Annotated in this window: 15 protein-coding genes; 6 read left to right on the forward strand and 9 right to left on the reverse strand. The window is 66.5% G+C overall.

Annotation, left to right across the window (positions count from 1 at the left end):
- Positions 1-190: 190 nt before the first annotated feature.
- Complete coding sequence (locus BG90_RS19220) at positions 191-1,135, reverse strand: GlxA family transcriptional regulator (protein ID WP_010117771.1); 945 nt, start codon at positions 1,133-1,135, stop codon at positions 191-193.
- 103 nt (positions 1,136-1,238) lie between these two features.
- Here BG90_RS19220 and BG90_RS19225 point away from each other — a divergent pair, with 103 nt between their 5' ends.
- Complete coding sequence (locus BG90_RS19225) at positions 1,239-1,547, forward strand: DUF3817 domain-containing protein (protein ID WP_025990107.1); 309 nt, start codon at positions 1,239-1,241, stop codon at positions 1,545-1,547.
- Positions 1,544-1,945, forward strand: a complete 402-nt coding sequence (locus BG90_RS19230) for a CopD family protein (protein WP_025990106.1) — start codon at positions 1,544-1,546, stop codon at positions 1,943-1,945. The genes BG90_RS19225 and BG90_RS19230 overlap by 4 nt, the downstream gene beginning before the upstream one ends.
- A gap of 556 nt (positions 1,946-2,501) precedes the next feature.
- On the opposite strand, the gene BG90_RS19235 is transcribed toward BG90_RS19230, so the two are convergent.
- Complete coding sequence (locus BG90_RS19235) at positions 2,502-3,350, reverse strand: ureidoglycolate lyase (protein ID WP_010117767.1); 849 nt, start codon at positions 3,348-3,350, stop codon at positions 2,502-2,504.
- Between the two features lie 628 nt (positions 3,351-3,978).
- On the opposite strand from BG90_RS19235, the gene BG90_RS19240 reads away from it, so the two are divergent.
- The 3 genes from BG90_RS19240 to BG90_RS19250 all read left to right on the forward strand — a co-directional run bounded on the left by BG90_RS19240 (position 3,979) and on the right by BG90_RS19250 (position 6,992).
- A complete protein-coding gene (locus BG90_RS19240; protein ID WP_010110632.1) occupies positions 3,979-4,803 on the forward strand; it encodes an IclR family transcriptional regulator in 825 nt (274 codons plus the stop codon).
- A gap of 102 nt (positions 4,804-4,905) precedes the next feature.
- Positions 4,906-6,309 carry an indoleacetamide hydrolase gene (gene iaaH / locus BG90_RS19245; protein WP_010120748.1) on the forward strand — a complete coding sequence of 468 codons (1,404 nt, stop codon included), beginning with the start codon at positions 4,906-4,908 and terminating at the stop codon, positions 6,307-6,309.
- Between the two features lie 131 nt (positions 6,310-6,440).
- Positions 6,441-6,992, forward strand: coding sequence for a hypothetical protein (locus BG90_RS19250; protein ID WP_025990393.1), 552 nt, complete (start codon positions 6,441-6,443; stop codon positions 6,990-6,992).
- A 419-nt stretch (positions 6,993-7,411) separates the two neighbouring features.
- Here BG90_RS19250 and BG90_RS19255 read toward each other — a convergent pair whose 3' ends face one another.
- From BG90_RS19255 to BG90_RS19280, 7 genes are all read right to left on the reverse strand, one after another.
- On the reverse strand, positions 7,412-9,766 hold the full coding sequence (locus BG90_RS19255) for a bifunctional acetate--CoA ligase family protein/GNAT family N-acetyltransferase (RefSeq protein WP_045568358.1): 2,355 nt from the start codon (positions 9,764-9,766) through the stop codon (positions 7,412-7,414).
- 541 nt (positions 9,767-10,307) lie between these two features.
- A protein-coding gene (locus tag BG90_RS33260; protein WP_181911577.1) for an IS5 family transposase occupies positions 10,308-11,119 on the reverse strand; the annotation gives its coding sequence in 2 pieces (ribosomal slippage) (positions 10,308-10,771 and positions 10,771-11,119; 813 coding nt in all).
- A 1,089-nt stretch (positions 11,120-12,208) separates the two neighbouring features.
- Positions 12,209-12,499, reverse strand: coding sequence for an H-NS histone family protein (locus tag BG90_RS19265; RefSeq protein WP_010110637.1), 291 nt, complete (start codon positions 12,497-12,499; stop codon positions 12,209-12,211).
- 102 nt (positions 12,500-12,601) lie between these two features.
- Positions 12,602-12,901 (reverse strand): lipoprotein, encoded by a 300-nt coding sequence (locus BG90_RS37400; protein WP_232239195.1) that lies wholly within the window; start codon positions 12,899-12,901, stop codon positions 12,602-12,604.
- Positions 12,902-12,956: 55 nt separating this feature from the next.
- Entirely contained in the window at positions 12,957-13,424 is a 468-nt protein-coding gene (locus BG90_RS37405; protein ID WP_232355246.1) for a BON domain-containing protein, read from the reverse strand.
- Complete coding sequence (locus tag BG90_RS37410; RefSeq protein WP_235363853.1) at positions 13,369-13,926, reverse strand: hypothetical protein; 558 nt, start codon at positions 13,924-13,926, stop codon at positions 13,369-13,371. Before BG90_RS37410 ends, BG90_RS37405 begins: the two co-directional genes overlap by 56 nt.
- Positions 13,833-15,380: a sigma-54 interaction domain-containing protein gene (locus BG90_RS19280; RefSeq protein WP_025990394.1), complete on the reverse strand. Its 1,548-nt coding sequence runs from the start codon at positions 15,378-15,380 to the stop codon at positions 13,833-13,835. The genes BG90_RS37410 and BG90_RS19280 overlap by 94 nt, the downstream gene beginning before the upstream one ends.
- 285 nt (positions 15,381-15,665) lie before the next feature.
- On the opposite strand from BG90_RS19280, the gene BG90_RS19285 reads away from it, so the two are divergent.
- On the forward strand, positions 15,666-17,069 hold the full coding sequence (locus BG90_RS19285; RefSeq protein WP_010110643.1) for a GntP family permease: 1,404 nt from the start codon (positions 15,666-15,668) through the stop codon (positions 17,067-17,069).
- Positions 17,070-17,386 lie beyond the last annotated feature (317 nt).

Below are 17,386 nucleotides of genomic sequence, written 5' to 3' on the forward strand. Positions count from 1 at the left end.
GAACACGCGTCGTGCGTCCCGCATCATGTGAAGCGAGGCACGAGGCCCTCACGCCGCGAACCGCCGGCGCGAGGCCGTTTCCGCACTCGAAGCCGACGCCGGGGAGGCCTGCCTTTGGGTCTCGCCTTTGGGTCTCGCCTTTGGGTCTCGCCTTTGGGTCTCGCCTTGAAGTCCCGCTTTCGAGCCGCCGTCAGGCGGCCTGCGCCCTGAACGCCTGCCGATACCGCTTCGGCGTCGTGCCGACGATCCGCACGAAACGCTCGCGAAATGCGGTCGCCGAGCCGAACCCCGCCTCGGTCGCGATCTGCTCGACGGACAGCGCCGTCGTCTCCAGCAATTGCTGCGCACGCCTCACGCGCGCGGTCTGAAGCCACTGCAACGGCGACGTGCCGGCCTGCTCCTGGAAGCGGCGCGTCAGCGTGCGAACGCTCATCGCGCCCTGCCGCGCGATCGCGTCGAGCGTCAACGGCTCGCGCAAATTGCATTGCAACCATTCCATCAATGCGTGCAGCGTCGATGTGCGCCGCGGCGGCTCGCCCGCGATGAACTGCGCCTGCCCGCCGTCTCGCACGAGCGGCGTCACCGCGAGCCGCGCGGCGTCGGCCGCCACCGCCGCGCCATAGTCGCACCGAATCATGTGCAGACACAGATCGAGCCCGGCGGACGCGCCGGCCGACGTCAGCACTTGCCCGTTGTCGACGAACAGCACGTTCGCATCGACCGACACGCTCGGATAGCGACGCGCGAGCTCGGCCGCGCCCAGCCAGTGCGTGGTCGCGCGCAGGCCGTCGAGCAGCCCCGCTTCCGCGAGCACGAACGCGCCGCTGCAAATCGACGCGATCCGGCAGCCGCGTGCGGCGACGTCGCGCAGCGCCGCGACGACGCGCGGCGAAACCGGCGCGAGCGGATCGGCGACGCCGGGCACGACGATCGTATCGGCTTCCCGCAGCCCGTCGAGACCGAACGCGGTCCGTACGTCGAACAGATCGCCGCGGGCGCGCCGCCGCTCGCCGCACACCCGCACGCGATACGGCGCGTCGACGTTCGGCACGCGCACGCGCGCGAAGGTATCGCACGCGACGCCGAGATCGAACGGCACGACGCCGTTCAGCACAAGCACGCAGACGCTATGCATGACGATTCCCTCGCTGGCCGAAATCCGTTGAAAGATGGCATTCTAGCCAGTGGTTCCGATCGCCTCCACTCGCGACAATACGCGCTCTTCGATGGAGATCGACATGACGATGGACGACGACAAATCGCTGCGCGCATTACAGATTCTTTCGGTTCTCGAGGCGACGACGCTCGTCGCGCTCGTCTGCATCGCGGTGCCGCTCAAGCATCTGGTCGGCTATCCGGTTGCGGTGTCGATCATGGGGCCGCTGCACGGCGTCGTGTTCGTGCTGTATCTGTGGGCGGTCGTCGCCACGACGTCGAGCGGGCTCTGGCGCGCCGCGCAAGCCTGGCGCCTCGTCGCGACGGCGCTGGTGCCGTTCGCCGGCTTTGCCAATTCGGGATGGATCGCACGCAAGCGGAGCGCGCAATGATCTATCTGCTGCTGAAGGCGGCGCACGTCGCGTCGATCACCGTATTCGTCGGCGGATTGCTGGTGTTGTCGATCGGCATCCGCATCCCGAATCTCGTCGTCCAGCGCGCCGTTCTGCAATGGGACCGACGCGCGACGCTGCCCGCGCTCGCGCTCGTCTGGGCGAGCGGCGTCACGATTGCGCTGCTCGGCCACTGGTTCGGCGACGCGTGGCTCACGGTCAAGCTCGTGCTCGTCACGGCGCTCTCCGCGTTGCACGGCATCCTCGCGGGCAGTCTGCGGCGCATGGCGCGCGACGACGCGAACGTCGCGTCCGTGTGGCGGCATGCGGGAATCGGTTCGGGCATCGTCGCGGCGGCCGCCGTGGTGATCGTGCTCGTCGTGGTCAAGCCTTTTTGAGGAAAGCCGGCGCACGACGCAGTGCGTCCGGACTTCGATTCGGGATTCGGGATTCGGGATTCGGGATTCGGGATTCGGGATTCGGGATTCGGGATTCGCGATGCGGCGAGCGGCGAGCGGCAAAATGAGATGCGAAGCGCGATCACGACATGTCGATTCGCGCTGCCGCATGCGAGCGGAGGCCCGAATCGCGCGAAGAGCGGCGAGGCGTTCGTCGATTCAACCCGTCGATTCAGCCCGCTGCCATCAACCGCCCAACGTCGCCCGCAACACATCGCCGCGCCGCCGTGTCGACCGCATCGATTGTCCGGGCACGCCTGCATGAATCCGCGGCGGCTCGCCTCGACGGCGAGCGCTGCCCGCGACAACGACCGGCAGCGACGCCGAACGCGCCGGCGCACCGCCCGCCGGCCTCGATCGCGACGTCCGCGGGGTTTCGGCGTTGACGTTCATAGGCGAACCATAGGCAAGCCACAGGCAAACGACAGGCGAACAATCGGGCGCACACGCCGCCATGCGCCCGCCGCACCACGCATGAAGCTTGCGCGCGGCCGCGTCACGCCGACGCGCGCGTCGTCTGCCGCTGCTCGCCCAGGCCCGCGACCCCGCAGCGCACCGTCTGCCCCGGCTTCAGATAGACGGGCGACGGCTTCACACCCATTCCGACGCCGGGCGGCGTGCCGGTCGAGATCACGTCGCCGGGCTGCAGGCTCATGCAGCGCGACAGATACGCGATCAACTGCGCGACCGTGAACACCATCGTGCGCGTGTTGCCGTTCTGATAGCGCCGGCCGTCCACTTCGAGCCACAGATCGAGCGCCTGCGGATCGGCGACTTCGTCGCGCGTGACGAGCCACGGACCGATCGGCCCGAACGTGTCGAAGCCCTTGCCCTTGTCCCACTGGCCGCCGCGCTCGATCTGCCATTCGCGCTCGGACACGTCGTTGACGACGCAATAGCCGGCGACGTGCGACAGCGCGTTAGCTTCGTCGACGTTCTTGCACGCGCGGCCGATCACGACGCCGAGCTCGACTTCCCAATCGGTCTTCACCGAGCCGCGCGGAATCTCGATACCGTCGTGCGGGCCGCTCACGGCGCTCGTCCACTTGCCGAACACGACGGGCTCGGTCGGCACCGCGAGGCCCGCTTCCGCCGCGTGGTCCGCGTAGTTCAGGCCGATGCAGACGAACTTGCCGATCCGGCCGACGCACGCGCCGATCCGCGACTCGCCCGCGACGAGCGGCAGCGACGCGGGATCGACGCCCGCGAGCCGCGCGAGACTCGCGTCGGACAGCGCGTCGCCCGCGACGTCGTCGATCAGCGACGACAGATCGCGGATGCGGCCGTCGGCGTCGAGCAGACCGGGCTTTTCCTGGCCCACCGGGCCGTATCGGAGCAGTTTCATGGCAAGCGACCTCTTCAATTCAGGACGGACGAAAACCCAGCGAGCTTAATCCAGGCGATGCGGCGGCGTCGCGCGTGGGCTCGTTGCGGAATTTGTACCACCCGCGGCGCGAGAAGAAACGCTGCATCGCGGATAACGACTATTGGAGCAGACGCTGGCGACGCGCATGCTCGGCGGCGGCCGGCCGACGGCGTTCGCGGCCACGGGCGGCTCGCCGCCCGTGCCTGCCGCCCGTGCCTGCCGCCCGTGCCTGCCGCCCGTGCCTGCCGCCCGTGCCTGCCGCGCGCGCCCGCTGTCCCTGCTGCCCGCGGCCCGCGGCCCACAGGCGCGACGCGCGCGCGTCCGAGTCGGCTCCGCTTCGACTCCACATTCCGCGCCGATTGCCGGCGGGCGGCCGGCGCGCCGCTCCGACCGCATACTTTGACCGCATCGATGCTCCGTCAGCGTTTTTTATTCAACAAATACATACAAAATTAGCATTGGTTTCGTATTCGTTGATTATCATTGTTGTCGGAGCAGTTGCTTAATTGACTTACGAATCAACGGTCCATCGACACCGTCCGCGCGGCCGCGAAGCATGCGCGGCACCGGCAATCGATGCATCGCGTCCCACAAGATCAACCCACCGATGAAACTCACGAAAGACCGGCCGGTCGACGTCGTCGACGAGCCGCAGGATTGCGAAGAGATCGAGCGCTATCGCGCGCCCGCGCTCGACAAGGGGCTCGACATTCTCGAGCTGCTCGCCGAGCAGAAGGAAGGCTTGACGCGCACCGAAATCACGAAGGAGCTCGGCCGCAACGCGAGCGAAATCTACCGGATGCTCGAACGGCTCGTCGCGCGCCGCTACGTGATCCGCTCGCCGTCCGGCGACCGCTACACGCTCAGCCTGAAGCTCTACGCGCTCGCGCATCGCCATCCGCCGCTCAAGCGGCTGATCGCCGAGGCGCTGCCGCCGATGCAGCGCTTCGCCGAGGCGGCCGAGCAGTCGTGCCACCTGTCCGTCTTCGATCGCGGCAACCTGCTCGTGATCGCGCAGGTCGACGGACCCGGCGCATGGGGGATCTCGGTGCGGCTCGGCTCGCGCGTCGGGCTCGTCGACACCGCGTCGGGCCCCGTGATGCTCGCGTTCCAGACGCCCGAGCAGCGCGCGCAGATGCTCGCCGAGCATACGAAGGTCGAAGGCGAGAGCGCGCTCGACATGCACGAGTTCGACGCGCAGTTGCGCGAGATCCGCGCGACGGGCTGGCTCAAGCAGGAGAGCCATCAGGCGTTCGGCGTCACGGACATCGCCTATCCGGTTCTCGGGCCGTCCGGCCATGCGATCGCCGCGCTCACGTGCCCGTACATGCGCCGGATCGACGCGTACGTCGCGCCGCCGATCGACGAAGTCGCCGCGCAGTTGCGCGACACCGCGCAGCATCTGTCGATGTTCAAGGAGACGTCCGCCTGACATCGATCTGACGAAAATGTGAAATCATCGAGGCCTCGTCGTTCCGATCATGCCGATAACGAGCGCCGCGTCCGGCGGCGCACATCACATGGAGACAGGCCAATGACGTCACATCGCGAAACCTTCGCTCAGCCCGCCGGCGTTCGGGACATCGCGGATGCCGTGAACAGCGGGCGGACGCGCGCGGTCCGGCATGTCGAGGCGGCGCTCGCGCGCCTCGCGCTCATCGAGCCGCTCGATGCGATGACGCACGTCGCACCGGAGATCGCGCGGCGAGCCGCCGCGCACGTCGACGCGCAGATCGCGGGCGGCCGCAAGCTGCCGCTCGCGGGCGTGCCGTTCGTCATCAAGGACAACCTGTTCACCGCCGACATGCCGACGCACGCCGCGAGCCCCGCACTGCTCGGCTTCAACGCAACGCGCAACGCCACGACCGTCCAGCAGTTGCTCGACGCGGGCGCCGTGCCGCTCGGCAAGGCGAACATGCACGAGCTCGCGTTCGGCATCACGAGCGCGAACGGCCATTTCGGCGCGGTCCGCAACCCGCACGACCCGGCGCGCATCGCGGGCGGCTCGAGCGGCGGCACGGCGTCCGCGGTCGCGGCGGGCATTCCGTTCGGTCTCGGCACAGATACGGGCGGCTCGGTACGGATTCCGGCGGCGTTCTGCGGCGTCGCCGGGCTGCGACCGACGCCGCGCCGCTATTCGACGGAAGGCGTGCTCGCGCTGTCGCCGACACGCGATACGGTCGGCACGATCGCGCACGGCATCGACGATCTGCTGCTGCTCGACGCCGTACTGACACGCGACGCGACCGAACCCGCGCCGCTCGCGCTTGCGGGATTGAAAATCGGCGTGCCGGATGCGCCGTACTTCGACGGACTCGATCCGGCCGTCGCCGAACTGACCGAGCGCGCGCTCGCCGCGCTGACGGGCGCGGGCGCGCGCCTGATCCCGCTCGCGGCCCGCGCGCTGTATGAAACGGACGACGCGTGCGGCTTCGCGATCGCCGGGTTCGAGGCGCTCGCGTACTGGCGGCGCTTCAGCGCCGAGCAGCTCGGCCTGCCGTTCGCGGAGTTCGTTGCACGGCTCGGCAGCGACGACGTGCGTCACATCTTCCGGATGCTGATCGACGCGCCGCCGTCGAGCGATGCGTACGCGGCGGCGCTCGGCGTGCTGCAGGACATCGTGCGCTGGTACGACCAGGCGTTCCACCGGACGGGCGTCGATTGCATCGTGCTGCCGACCGCTCAATGCGAAGCGCCGCGCGTCGCCGACAGCGGCCACGACCTTCCGCCCGACGCCGCGCATGCGCTGTTTGCGCGCGTGATCCGTCAGACGGGGCCGGCGACGCTCGGCGGCGTGCCGTCGGTGTCGATTCCCGCGGGGCTGTCGAAGCACACCGGCATGCCCGTCGGGCTGATGCTCGAAGGGCCGGCGGGCAACGACCGGCGCTTGCTCGCGATCGCGCGCGAAGTGGAGCGGCTGCTCGCGCGTACGGCGTGACGCGCGGCTCGCGCACGAACCGGCGTACCGATGCTGATCGGGCGCGCGAATCCGCTGCGCGCGCGGCGCTACGCTAAAATAGCGCCCCCTTCAAAACACCGCCTGCTGTCGTCACTGACGGCGGGCGCCTCATGGATGTCATGGCCAAACTTCTGACCGATCTCGAATTCCAACGTTTCTCCGAACTTCAGCAGAAGCAGGCAAGCTTCACGATCACGCCCGAGGAAGCGGACGAACTGCGCGACATCGTCGCGCGCGCGCAGCAGAAGCGCGACGACCGCGCGGCCGCGATGCAGGCGATCGAAGACTACATCGCGCAATTCGACATCACGCCCGACGAGCTCTTCTCCCCCGAGCAGATCGGCGAAGCCGCGCGCACGTACGGCCTCATTGCGGCGGGCAAGAAGGAGCGCTCGCTGCCGCCGTCGCTGACGTTCAACGGCAAGCCGTATCAATGGACGAAGACGCTGCCGGACGACGTGCGGCTGCCGCTCTTCGACGCGTTCAAGGCAGGCGAATCGATCAAGCGCTTCATCGCGATGCCGAAGGACGCCGCGCGCTGTGCGCTGACGGTCGCGCGTCTCGAGCGTGAGACGGGCGCCGTCTATGCGGAGGCGCTGCTCGAAGAGCTCGCGATCTCGCGCGCGCAGGTGGACGAGGCGGCGGCGAAGCTCGCTGCTTGATTCTTTTCCTCGCGCATTCGGGCGCGACGGATCGGCGGATGCGAGTTCGTGCATGCCGCCGGCGCGTCGCGCCCGATGCGGTCGATGCGCCCAATGCGGTCGATGCGGTCGACGAGAAGCACCGCGCGATGCGTGCCGGCCGAGTCCTCTCCCGAAAAACCTCACCTCTCTCCCGATTTCCTATCCCGTAAAATCTCACCGCCAAGAAATCGCGTTGGTGGCGCTGGGCATCGGCGAGGTCGGCGGTAATCAACCGTCAGCGATGTTGGCTGCTTCGACGGCTTCGGCAACATCCGGCTCGTCGGCCGCCTTCGCCGCATCGGATTGAGAAGCGCCGACTACACCGACGGCATACCACAACGACAACCCGATTCGGCCACCGGATGCACGCGTGCGACGACGCACGCCATACGGCCGCATCACTGCTGCAGCTTCAACCTGAAACCGACCACCCCCGGCTCTTCCGTCGCCGACACGGTGAAGCCGCTGTCTTTCGCAAGCAAGATCATCGCCGTGTTCTCGCGCAGCGCCTCGCCGATCATCCAGCCCGTTCCGCGCGAACGCGCGTATTCGATGATGCGTCCCATCAGCAGCCGTCCGAGTCCCTTGCCCTTCTGATCGGGCCGCACCGCGATCGCAAATTCCGTTGCCTCGTTGTCCGGATCGGTCACCGCGCGTACAGCGCCGAGCGTATGCGCGCGGCCGTCGGCGTCGTCGACCGTCGCGATCAACGCCATCTCGCGGTCGTAATCGATCTGCGTCATCCGCGCGATCTGCGAATGATCGAAGTTGCGTATCGCGCCGAAGAAACGCATCCGCAAATCGTCCGGCGTCATCGCGCTCAGCAACTCGCGATGCGCGTCCTCGTCCTCGGGACGAATCGGGCGCACCGTGACGCGCTCGCCGCGCCAGTCGATCTTCTGCTCCAGATAGCGGGGATACGGGACGATCGCAAGCCGGCTGCGCCCCGTCGCGAGCCGGATGTGCGGCGCGACCGCGACGACGCGCTCGGGCCGCACGCGCAACACGAGCGACATCTGCACGACTTCGCGCACCTCGCACACGACTTGCGAAAGCGCGGTCAGCGCATTCAGCAGCGGCTCGGGCGGCGCACGGCGCGCATACGGCGACCGCGCGACGACCGCTCGCGCCAGCACGGTATTGAAGGGCGGCAGCCCGTAGACTACGAACGGCGCCGAAACGCCATCCGCCGGCGGCACCGAATAACGGAATACCGGACCGAAGTTCTGATCGTCGAACATCTCGACCGTGATGTCGACGATCGCATCGCCGACGTCCGCATCGGATGCGCGCTCGATGCCGAAGCCGGCGAGCCAGTCGAGCGCCGCATCGCCTTCGAACGCGTCGCGCCCCTGCGCGAGCGCCGTGCGCGCGACCGCTTGCGCAGCCGAGATCGCCGCCGCAGGTTGCGGCGGCGATCCCTCCGGCGTCTGCATCAACAACTCGCGGCCCAGTTGATAGTCGACGAGACGCGCATGCGCGCGCGCGAGACGCTGCGGCGTCGTGTGCACGGGAATGCCGTGCTCGTGCAATGCATCGCGCGTGGCGGCGTCGACGCCGCCGAAAAAGCACGCGAGCATGCCGCGGCGCGCGAACTTGCGCGATTCGATCAGCACGCGTGCGACATCGCCGGCAGGCGCGCTATGCGACATCGCGTGAACGACGAACACGGTGCCCGTCTGCGGGTGCTGCGCGAGGGCCTTCAATGCCGCGCCGAAATATTCGGGACGCGCGTCGTCGCCGAGCAGCAGCGGATTGCCGGCAACGATTCCGGCGGGCAGCGCGCCGCCGACCTCGTCGAGTGCAGCCTGCGGCCATTGCGCGAGCGTCTCGCCCGCCGCCGCGAGCGCGTCGACCGCCAGCTTGGCGACGCCCTTGTCGCTCGTCACGAGCGTCGCCGCACCGCTCGCCGCCGCCCGGCCGACGCCGAGCGTTTCGATTTCGTCGAGGAGATCGTCGAGCGCCTCGACGCGAACCATCCCGGCGCGCTGAAACGCGGCCGTATAGAGCAGGTCGCCCGAATCGCCGCGCCCGGTGCGTAGCGCGAGCACCGGCTTGTTGCGCGCCGCCGCGCGCGCGGCCGACATGAACTTGCGCGCCGACTTCACCGTGTCGAGCTCGAGCAGGATCGCGCGCGTCGCTGCATCGCTCGCCAGGTAATCAAGCACGTCGGCCGCGTCGACGTCCGCCTCGCTGCCGAGCGCGACGGCGTGCGAGAAACCGAGCCCGCGCGCATGCGCCCAGCCGAGCACCGCGTTCGTCAAGGCGTTCGATTGCGACACCCACGCGACCCCGCCCGCCTTGACGATGCACGCCGGCGCGCCGAAATGCGCGTTCAGCACGGGCGAGACGACACCGAGACTGCCCGGCCCGACGATGCGCAGCAAGTACGGCTTCGCCGCGGCGAGCGTCCGTTCGAGCGCGGCCCGATCCGTGCTCGAACGGACCTCGCCGATGATGATCGCCGCACGGACGCCCAGGCCGCCGAGCTTGCGCACGATGCCGGGCCACGTCGCTGGCGGCGTGCAGACGAGCGCGACCGACGGCGCGCTCGGCAACTGATCGACGTACGGATACACCTTGTGCCCGTTCAGCTCGCCATATTTAGGATTGACGGGCCAGATCGTGCCGCCGAATCGGCCGTCGAGTACGCACGCCCAGACCATCGCGCCGACGCTGCCGGGACGCGGCGAGGCGCCGACCACGGCGACGGAGGTCGGCTGGAACAACGCATCGAGATTGCGAACGGTCACGGCAGCTCCGCTGAAAGGATTGAGCGACGACGATCGGAGGCGCGGCCTTGCCGGACCGAGCCTGCGAGTCCATAGGATAGGCGAAGCGCCGGGCGACGCCTATATGCCGTTCGGCCGAATCGCCGAATCGCGCAAGCATCGGCATCATCCATACCGACACCGCCCCGTCGGGGGTGAACAAGCCCCTCTCTGCCGAAAACGCGGGTCGGGGATACCGGCCTTTCGAAATGGAGCAAGACGAGGATGAACGGATGCATCGAGCAAACCGCACTCCTGGCGACAACCCCCTGCCTCTTTGACGAAATCGCGTGCCGCTCGCACCGCCACCACGCCGTCACGGGCACGCTACGCACGCCGCTCGACCCGCTTGCCCCGCCGACTCGGCCGGCGGCACGGCTACCGACAACGCGGCCCACCACGGTCCGCTCGAACGATCGCATCCACCTCGGTTTCGATTCCCGCAGTCGAAATTCGAAATTGCTTACGCGTCTGCGTCCAGTCTCGCCCCTCGCCGTACTTCGCCGCACGGCATTAAGAAGCGCTAACAGAATGATTTTTGGAGGTGTCGCCAGCAAATGATGCAGGCGGCGATTTTCATGAACGCCTCGTGTATGGCGGCGAGGCGCTCGAACCGAATGCGCAGACGTCTGAAGTTGTGCAGCCACGCGAAGGTGCGCTCGACGACCCACCGGGTCTTGCCGAGGCCGCTGCCGTGGGGCTCACCACGGCGTGCGATCTGCGTGGCGATACCGGCAGCGTGCAAGGGCTTACGATATTTGTCGTGGTCGTAACCGCGATCGGCCTGCACAACGACGGGCTTTGACAGAGGCCTCCCGCGCTTGCCACGAATGGGCGGAATGGCCTCGATCAGAGGCAGCAGTTGGGTGACGTCGTTGCGATTGGCACCCGTGAGGATCAGCGCGAGCGGGATGCCCTGCGCTTCGGTAACGAGATGGTGCTTTGAACCGGGTCGCGCCCGATCGGTGGGATTGGGTCCTGTTTTTGACCCGATCCCACTGCACGAATGGAGGACGAATCGATAACCACACGCGACCAGTCGATGCGATCGGCTGCACGAAGTTTGGCCAGCAATACTTCGTGCAGCCGGTCCCAGACACCCGCCTGTTGCCAGTCGCGCAGTCTGCGCCAGCAGCTCATGCCCGAGCCGCAGCCCATTTCCTGCGGAAGCATTTCCCAGGGAATACCGGATTGCAGCACGAACAGGATGCCGGTCAGCACGGCGCGATCGTCCAGCGGCTTGCGGCCCGGGTATCGCGTACGGCGTGGCTTCGGTGGAGGCAGCAGCGGTTGGATCAGTGACCACAGTTCGTCATCGAGTATCGGTTTGGCCATGGCCTCCTCGTCAGCGAAACAACGAAGAGGTTAACAAAACGCGCGGCGGGTTAACAGCCCCCAAACACTCATTTTGTTAGAGTTTTTAAAAGGCACTCGCATTCGTTTTGAAACCGCCGTCTCGAAAATTCGATTGCGCCGAATGAAAAACCGGAAAAGCCAAGCTAGCGAAATTGAGGCGTTGCCGAATAGCAGACAATCTTCGTGCATTGTGCAGATCCGCTACGCGAGCAATCGAACGACACGATTCGAGGTACGAGTGGAGTCGAATTCGTGGCGCAGCCGCACGGTACGATCGCAGCCACGTGCAAGAACAGCCGCCGCATCGCATATCGCGCAGTCGAACGGCCCTTCGCTCGCGGTCTCGCAAACGACGCGCCGCTCGCGATACACGCGCGCTCGCGCTTTACGACGAACGCGAATGTGTGCCAACCGGCACCGCGAGGCAATGAAGAACGCTTCTTCCGTGGATAACGATCGTTTTCCATTCGTACCGGCTACGATGTGCATCAAGCCCAGTGCCGTTCGAATGAGAAACCCGTCTCAAGAAAGTCGTCTGCGCGGGTCCACGGTTCGAATACGTTGTCCATTCCCGCTTATCGCGTGGCGGAATTGGACAGACGAATCAACGTGTCGGCGCGCCGCCTCCTCCTTGGCATCGCAATCGAATCGCGTTTCGGGCTCCCGATCCGAGCGCAAGGCGAAACGCGAATGGTGCGGAAACGGGACTCGCGCCTCGTCGCCAAAGGTGAGCGTTTTCGGGAACCAAGGTGAGGATGTTCGGGATTGCGCGCCGGGCTGCGCAAATATCGCAAATCGAAACGGAAAAAACCGAGCACGGCGTCCCGTTTGCACGATGCTGCGTGAAACAATTTCGCCGAATCGGCAAGTTCGAGTAGGACGTGAAATAACGCAATATCTGGCTAAATCCGCTGGTTTCAACGTCGAATCTACGCACAACCACCTGCGGCGCGAATTCGTACGGCCGCCGTGAAACAAACGAATCTCGTGCCAAAAACAAAACGGTGCGAATGGCAGGTTTGCCGTTCGCACCGTCGTTCAAGGCGCCAAAGGTGAGGGTTTTCGGGATTAGTCCTTGATCAGGAAGCGGTTGCGATTCTTGCCGAGCCAAGCCGGCGCCCGACCGCGGCCGCTCCAGGTCTCGCCCGTCTTCGGATTGAGGTACTTCGGCGGCAGCGAGCGCTTCGGCTTCGCCGTAGCCTTGACACTCCTGAATCCCAACTCTTCCGGGGTGATGTCGTATTCCTCGATCTTCGCCTTGATATCGGCAATGGCGTCCGCGATCGCTTTTTCGCGTTCCTTGTCGATTTTATGTTGAAGTTTTTCGAGTTGTGCGGTCAGTTGCCTATAGGTCGCCATATGGATGAAGCTCCGTCTCGTTATTTATAGATGGAAGTATATGAATCAATTCCAAATCAATCGAACATTTTTTGCATTACTTTCATATCCCGCAAGCGATGCTCAAAAGCCATTTCTAGCCTTGCATGCGAAGAGAAGGTTTCGCACGCCGTTATCGACCGATTGGCTGATCGTGTCGAAATCGCCGCCGCAAATGCCGCGCGCATTTTGAATGCAGGTGTCCCACGGACCACCGGCGGGACACTGGACCATCGTGGTCGCACGCCCGTCGGACGTAAACAGCGGCGCGCTGCTTCCGCAGCCTGAAAGCCCCGCTATTAAAGCAATCAAAAATATTGTCCGCAAGAACGCGCCGCATTGCCCCGGCGCCGGCGCACCCGTCTGTTTCATGAATCTGCCTATCGCTCCGCTTTCTTCTTGAACGACGCGAGTATATGCCAAGCCACGCGACAAAGGGTCAATCGGGTGCAACGAGTGTCTTATAGGGAGCACGGCCGTGAGGATCGTCGGTAAGCCGAATGAATACTTGCTCGACGTCGGGCAGCGCCTCGAGCCTGCGTCGCAACGCATCGCGATCGAACGATGCGGGCGCGCATCCCTCGGCATAAATGAAGCGGCGCTGAATCGTGATCCAGATGCTCGTGCCGGCCAAAGCCGCATCGCCGCCGGCAAATTGCTTTTTCAGTTCTTCGGCAATCGGCTTGTCGTATAAATAGGAATTCGGTTTGCTGCAGCGATGCGCGAGCCAGCAAGTCGTTCCGCGCTCGACGCGGTAATGCGCATCATCCTCCATTTGCGCACGCGTCATCAACGGACCGAGCGGAACCGGGCATTCGGCAATCGCATTCGACAATGCAAAAAAAGGATCGTCATACCAATTGCGCCGCTCGACCGAAGCAGACGATCCCGACGATGCGGGCGACATCGATGACGCGGGCGACGCAGCCGCCACCGCTGACGAAGCCGCTGACGAAGCCGCTGACGAAGCCGCTGACGAAGCCGCTGACGAAGCCGCTGACGAAGCCGCTGACGAAGCCGCTGACGAAGCCGCTGACGAAGCCGCTGACGAAGCCGCTGACGAAGCCGCTGACGAAGCCGCTGACGAAGCCGCTGACGAAGCCGCTGACTGCGACGTCGCTATCCGCGACGTCGCAGTCGATACGGATGAGGCGGACGACACGCCGTTCTGCGCGAACGCATGCGCGGCAACCGCGAGCACCACGCACGACGCGGCGATCTCGATGCGCTTCATCACAACCTCCATGCGAATACGCCCGCCCGCTCGCGCGAGCGTCGACACCTGCGCGGCGAATGCGTCCCGCGCGTCGGTCCGCTATGTGTCGATGCCGAGCGCCGCGAGCTTCTTGTAGAACGTCGCGCGCCCGATGCCGATGCGCGCGGCCGCTTCCGTCACCTTGCCGTTGCATGCGGCCAAGGCATCCATCAGGAACTGGCGCTCCCACGCGGCGTACGCGGCCGCATAGGACGAAGACGCGACGCGCGCATCGGACGCAACCGTCGATGCCGCGCCCGAGACCGAACTCGCACCGGCCACCGCACTCGCGCCGGCACCGGGCACGGCACCGGAAACCGCTCCCGCGGCCGCCCCGCGCCCCGGCCCGATGAACGGCGCGAGCGCGCGCGCATCGATCCGCGCGCGATCGGACAGCATCAGCGCACGCTCGAGCGTGTTGCGCAGTTCGCGCACGTTGCCGGGCCACGGATACGCGCCCAGCAGACGCAGCGCATCGTCGGCCAGTTCGCAGTGCTCGGCAAGTCCGTGCTGCGCGGCAAGCTCCTCGAGCATCGTATAGACGAGCGCCTCGATGTCCGATGCGCGCTCGCGCAGCGGCGGCGCATGGATCGTCAGCACGTTCAGCCGGTAATAGAGATCCGCGCGAAAGCGCCCCTCGGCGACGAGCGCCGGCAGCTCGGCCGACGTCGCCGCGATGATCCGCACGTTCGCGCGCACGATCCGGTTCGAGCCGACGGGCTCGAACTCCTTGTCCTGCAGCACGCGCAGCAGCTTGCCCTGCAGCGGCAGCGGCATGTCGCCGATTTCGTCGAGAAAGAGCGTGCCGCCGTCGGCGAGCTCGAACTTGCCGACGCGGCCCTTGCGGTCCGCGCCCGTATACGCGCCCGGCGCCGCGCCGAAGAACTCGGTTTCGAGCAGCGCGTCGGGAATCGCCGCGACGTTGACCGTCACGAGCGGCTTCAGCGCGCGCGCGGACGCCGCGTGAATCGCATGGGCGAGCAGCTCCTTGCCGGTGCCCGTCTCGCCGAGCAGCAAGACGGGCGAATCGACCTGCGCGGCGCGCCGCCCCTGCCGCTTCGTTTCGAGGCTCACCGCGCTCGTGCCGACGAAGCTAGCGAACGTGTATTTCGGACGCCGCGCCTGCGCAAGCGAGCGCTGCGTCGCGATCAGCTCCTGCTGGACCTGCATGTAGCGGGAAAAGAGCGGCGTCAGCGTCTTCAGCTCATCGAACAGCGCGAAGCCGATCGCGCCGACGGTCCCGCCCGCCTCGTCCGTGAGCGGCAGGCGCGTGACGATGAGCGGCTCGCGGCCGGTCTCCATGATGTCGAGCAGGATCGGGCGGCCGGTCGCGACCACCTCGCGCATCAGGCTGTGCGGAATCACCGCTTCGCAATCGCGGCCGATCGCCTGTCGCGGATCGGCAAAGCCGAAGCGCGCGGCATAGCGCTGATTGATCCAGACGACGCGCGCATCCTTGTCGACGATCAGCGTGCCGACGCTCGAATGCTCGAAGGTCTTGAAAAGGGATTCCGCCGCGCGCCGCAGCACGTCGCCGTAATCGACGGGCAGCCCGACCCAGCCGCCCGAAATCTGTGCGTTCGTCTCCACCATTTCTTTCTTGTCCACAAAGCGAGACGGATTATCTCACGCAGGAGACAGAGGGCAAGAGGCCGTCGCGCAAGCCTGGCGGGCCGATCGAGGCGCCGCGCGCGCCGCATTCGTCTACACATAGAGACGTTTTCGGTAGAATCGGACGCAGCCGGCAGCCGGCGGTGCAGCACGCCCCGCTGCCGGCGCGGCTGCGGCCCGCCGCACGGCCGATGGCACGAATCCTGCGGAAGAGCCGCCGGAGCGTCGCGCCGCCCGTCTGGCGCGCCCGCCCGCACAACAACCAAGATTTAGGAGACTCTCTTGTCATTCTTGATCGTCCTCGCCGCGCTGGCCTTCCTGATGTTCGCCGCGTACCGCGGCTACAGCGTGATCCTGTTCGCGCCCGTCGCCGCGCTGGGCGCGGTGCTGCTGACCGATCCCGCCGCCGTCGCCCCCGTCTTCTCCGGCATCTTCATGGAAAAGATGGTCGGCTTCGTGAAACTCTACTTCCCGGTGTTCCTGCTCGGCGCGGTATTCGGCAAGGTCATCGAGCTGTCCGGCTTCTCCGAGGCGATCGTCGCGGCCGCGATCCGCTACATCGGCCGCTCGCGCGCGAATGCGGTGATCGTCGCGGTCTGCGCGCTCCTTACCTATGGCGGCGTGTCGCTGTTCGTCGTCGTGTTCGCCGTCTATCCGTTCGCGGCCGAGCTCTATCGTCAGAGCAACATTCCGAAGCGGCTCATGCCGGGCGCGATCGCGCTCGGCGCGTTCTCGTTCACGATGGATTCGCTGCCGGGCACGCCGCAGATCCAGAACATCATCCCGACGACGTTCTTCAAGACCACCGCGTGGGCCGCGCCCGCGCTCGGCACGATCGGGTCGGTCTTCATCATCGTCGTCGGCCTGTCGTATCTCGAATGGCGCCGCCGCTCGGCGCTCGCGCGCGGCGAAGGCTACGGCACGTCGCTCATCAACGAGCCCGAGCGCGTCGAAACGCAGTCGTTGCCGCATCCGATCCTCGCGGTGTCGCCGCTCGTGCTCGTCGGCGTCGCGAACTTCACGCTGACGAAACTGATTCCAGTGTGGTACGGCGGCGCGTCGTACACGGTGCCGCCCGACGTGCTGCCGGGCGTCCACGCGCCGATCACGACGCCGATCAAGACGGTCGTCGCGATCTGGTCGGTCGAAGCGGCGCTGTTGCTCGGCATCCTGCTCGTCGTCATCACCGCGTTCAAGCGCGTGCACGAGCGCTTTGCGACCGGTACCAAGGCGGCGGTCGGCGGCGCGCTCCTCGCCGCGATGAACACCGCGTCCGAATACGGCTTCGGCGGCGTGATCGCCGCGCTGCCGGGCTTCATCGTCGTCGGCGATGCGTTGAAGAACATCCCGAATCCGCTCGTCAACGCCGCCGTGTCGGTCAGCTCGCTCGCGGGGATCACGGGCTCGGCGTCGGGCGGGATGAGCATCGCGCTCGCCGCGATGTCGGATCTCTTCATCAAGGGCGCGCAGGCCGCGCAGATTCCGATGGACGTGCTGCACCGGGTCGTCGCGATGGCGAGCGGCGGCATGGACACGCTGCCGCACAACGGCGCGGTGATCACGCTGCTCGCGGTGACGGGCCTCACGCACCGCGAGTCGTATCGCGACATCTTCGCCGTGACCATCATCAAGACGCTCGCGGTGTTCTTCGTGATCGCCGTCTATTATCTGACGGGGCTCGTATGATCTGACGACGGGCGCAACGCGCCCGTTTCGCGACGGCCGCCGGCCGGCTTCGACGAAGCGCCCGCGAACAAATCGGCCCGGCGCCCGCCGCTCGACGGCGCGCCGGGCCGATTCCGTTTTCTCTCATACTTTTAGCGTGACGCGCCGCCGCAACATGCGGATTTGCGCGAGCGCCGGCGGGCCCGCCGCGCAGCGCGCGGCAACGCTTCGGCAGGCCGTCCGGCCATACCGGTCGAACGCCTCGCGAAATTCTCATTGCCGCCGCCCGGTTCGGTTAAACTGCATTCAAGCAGTCCGCAAAGCAACATTTCCTACTT

The sequence above is a fragment of the Burkholderia oklahomensis C6786 genome (assembly GCF_000959365.1).
Lineage (GTDB): Bacteria > Pseudomonadota > Gammaproteobacteria > Burkholderiales > Burkholderiaceae > Burkholderia > Burkholderia oklahomensis.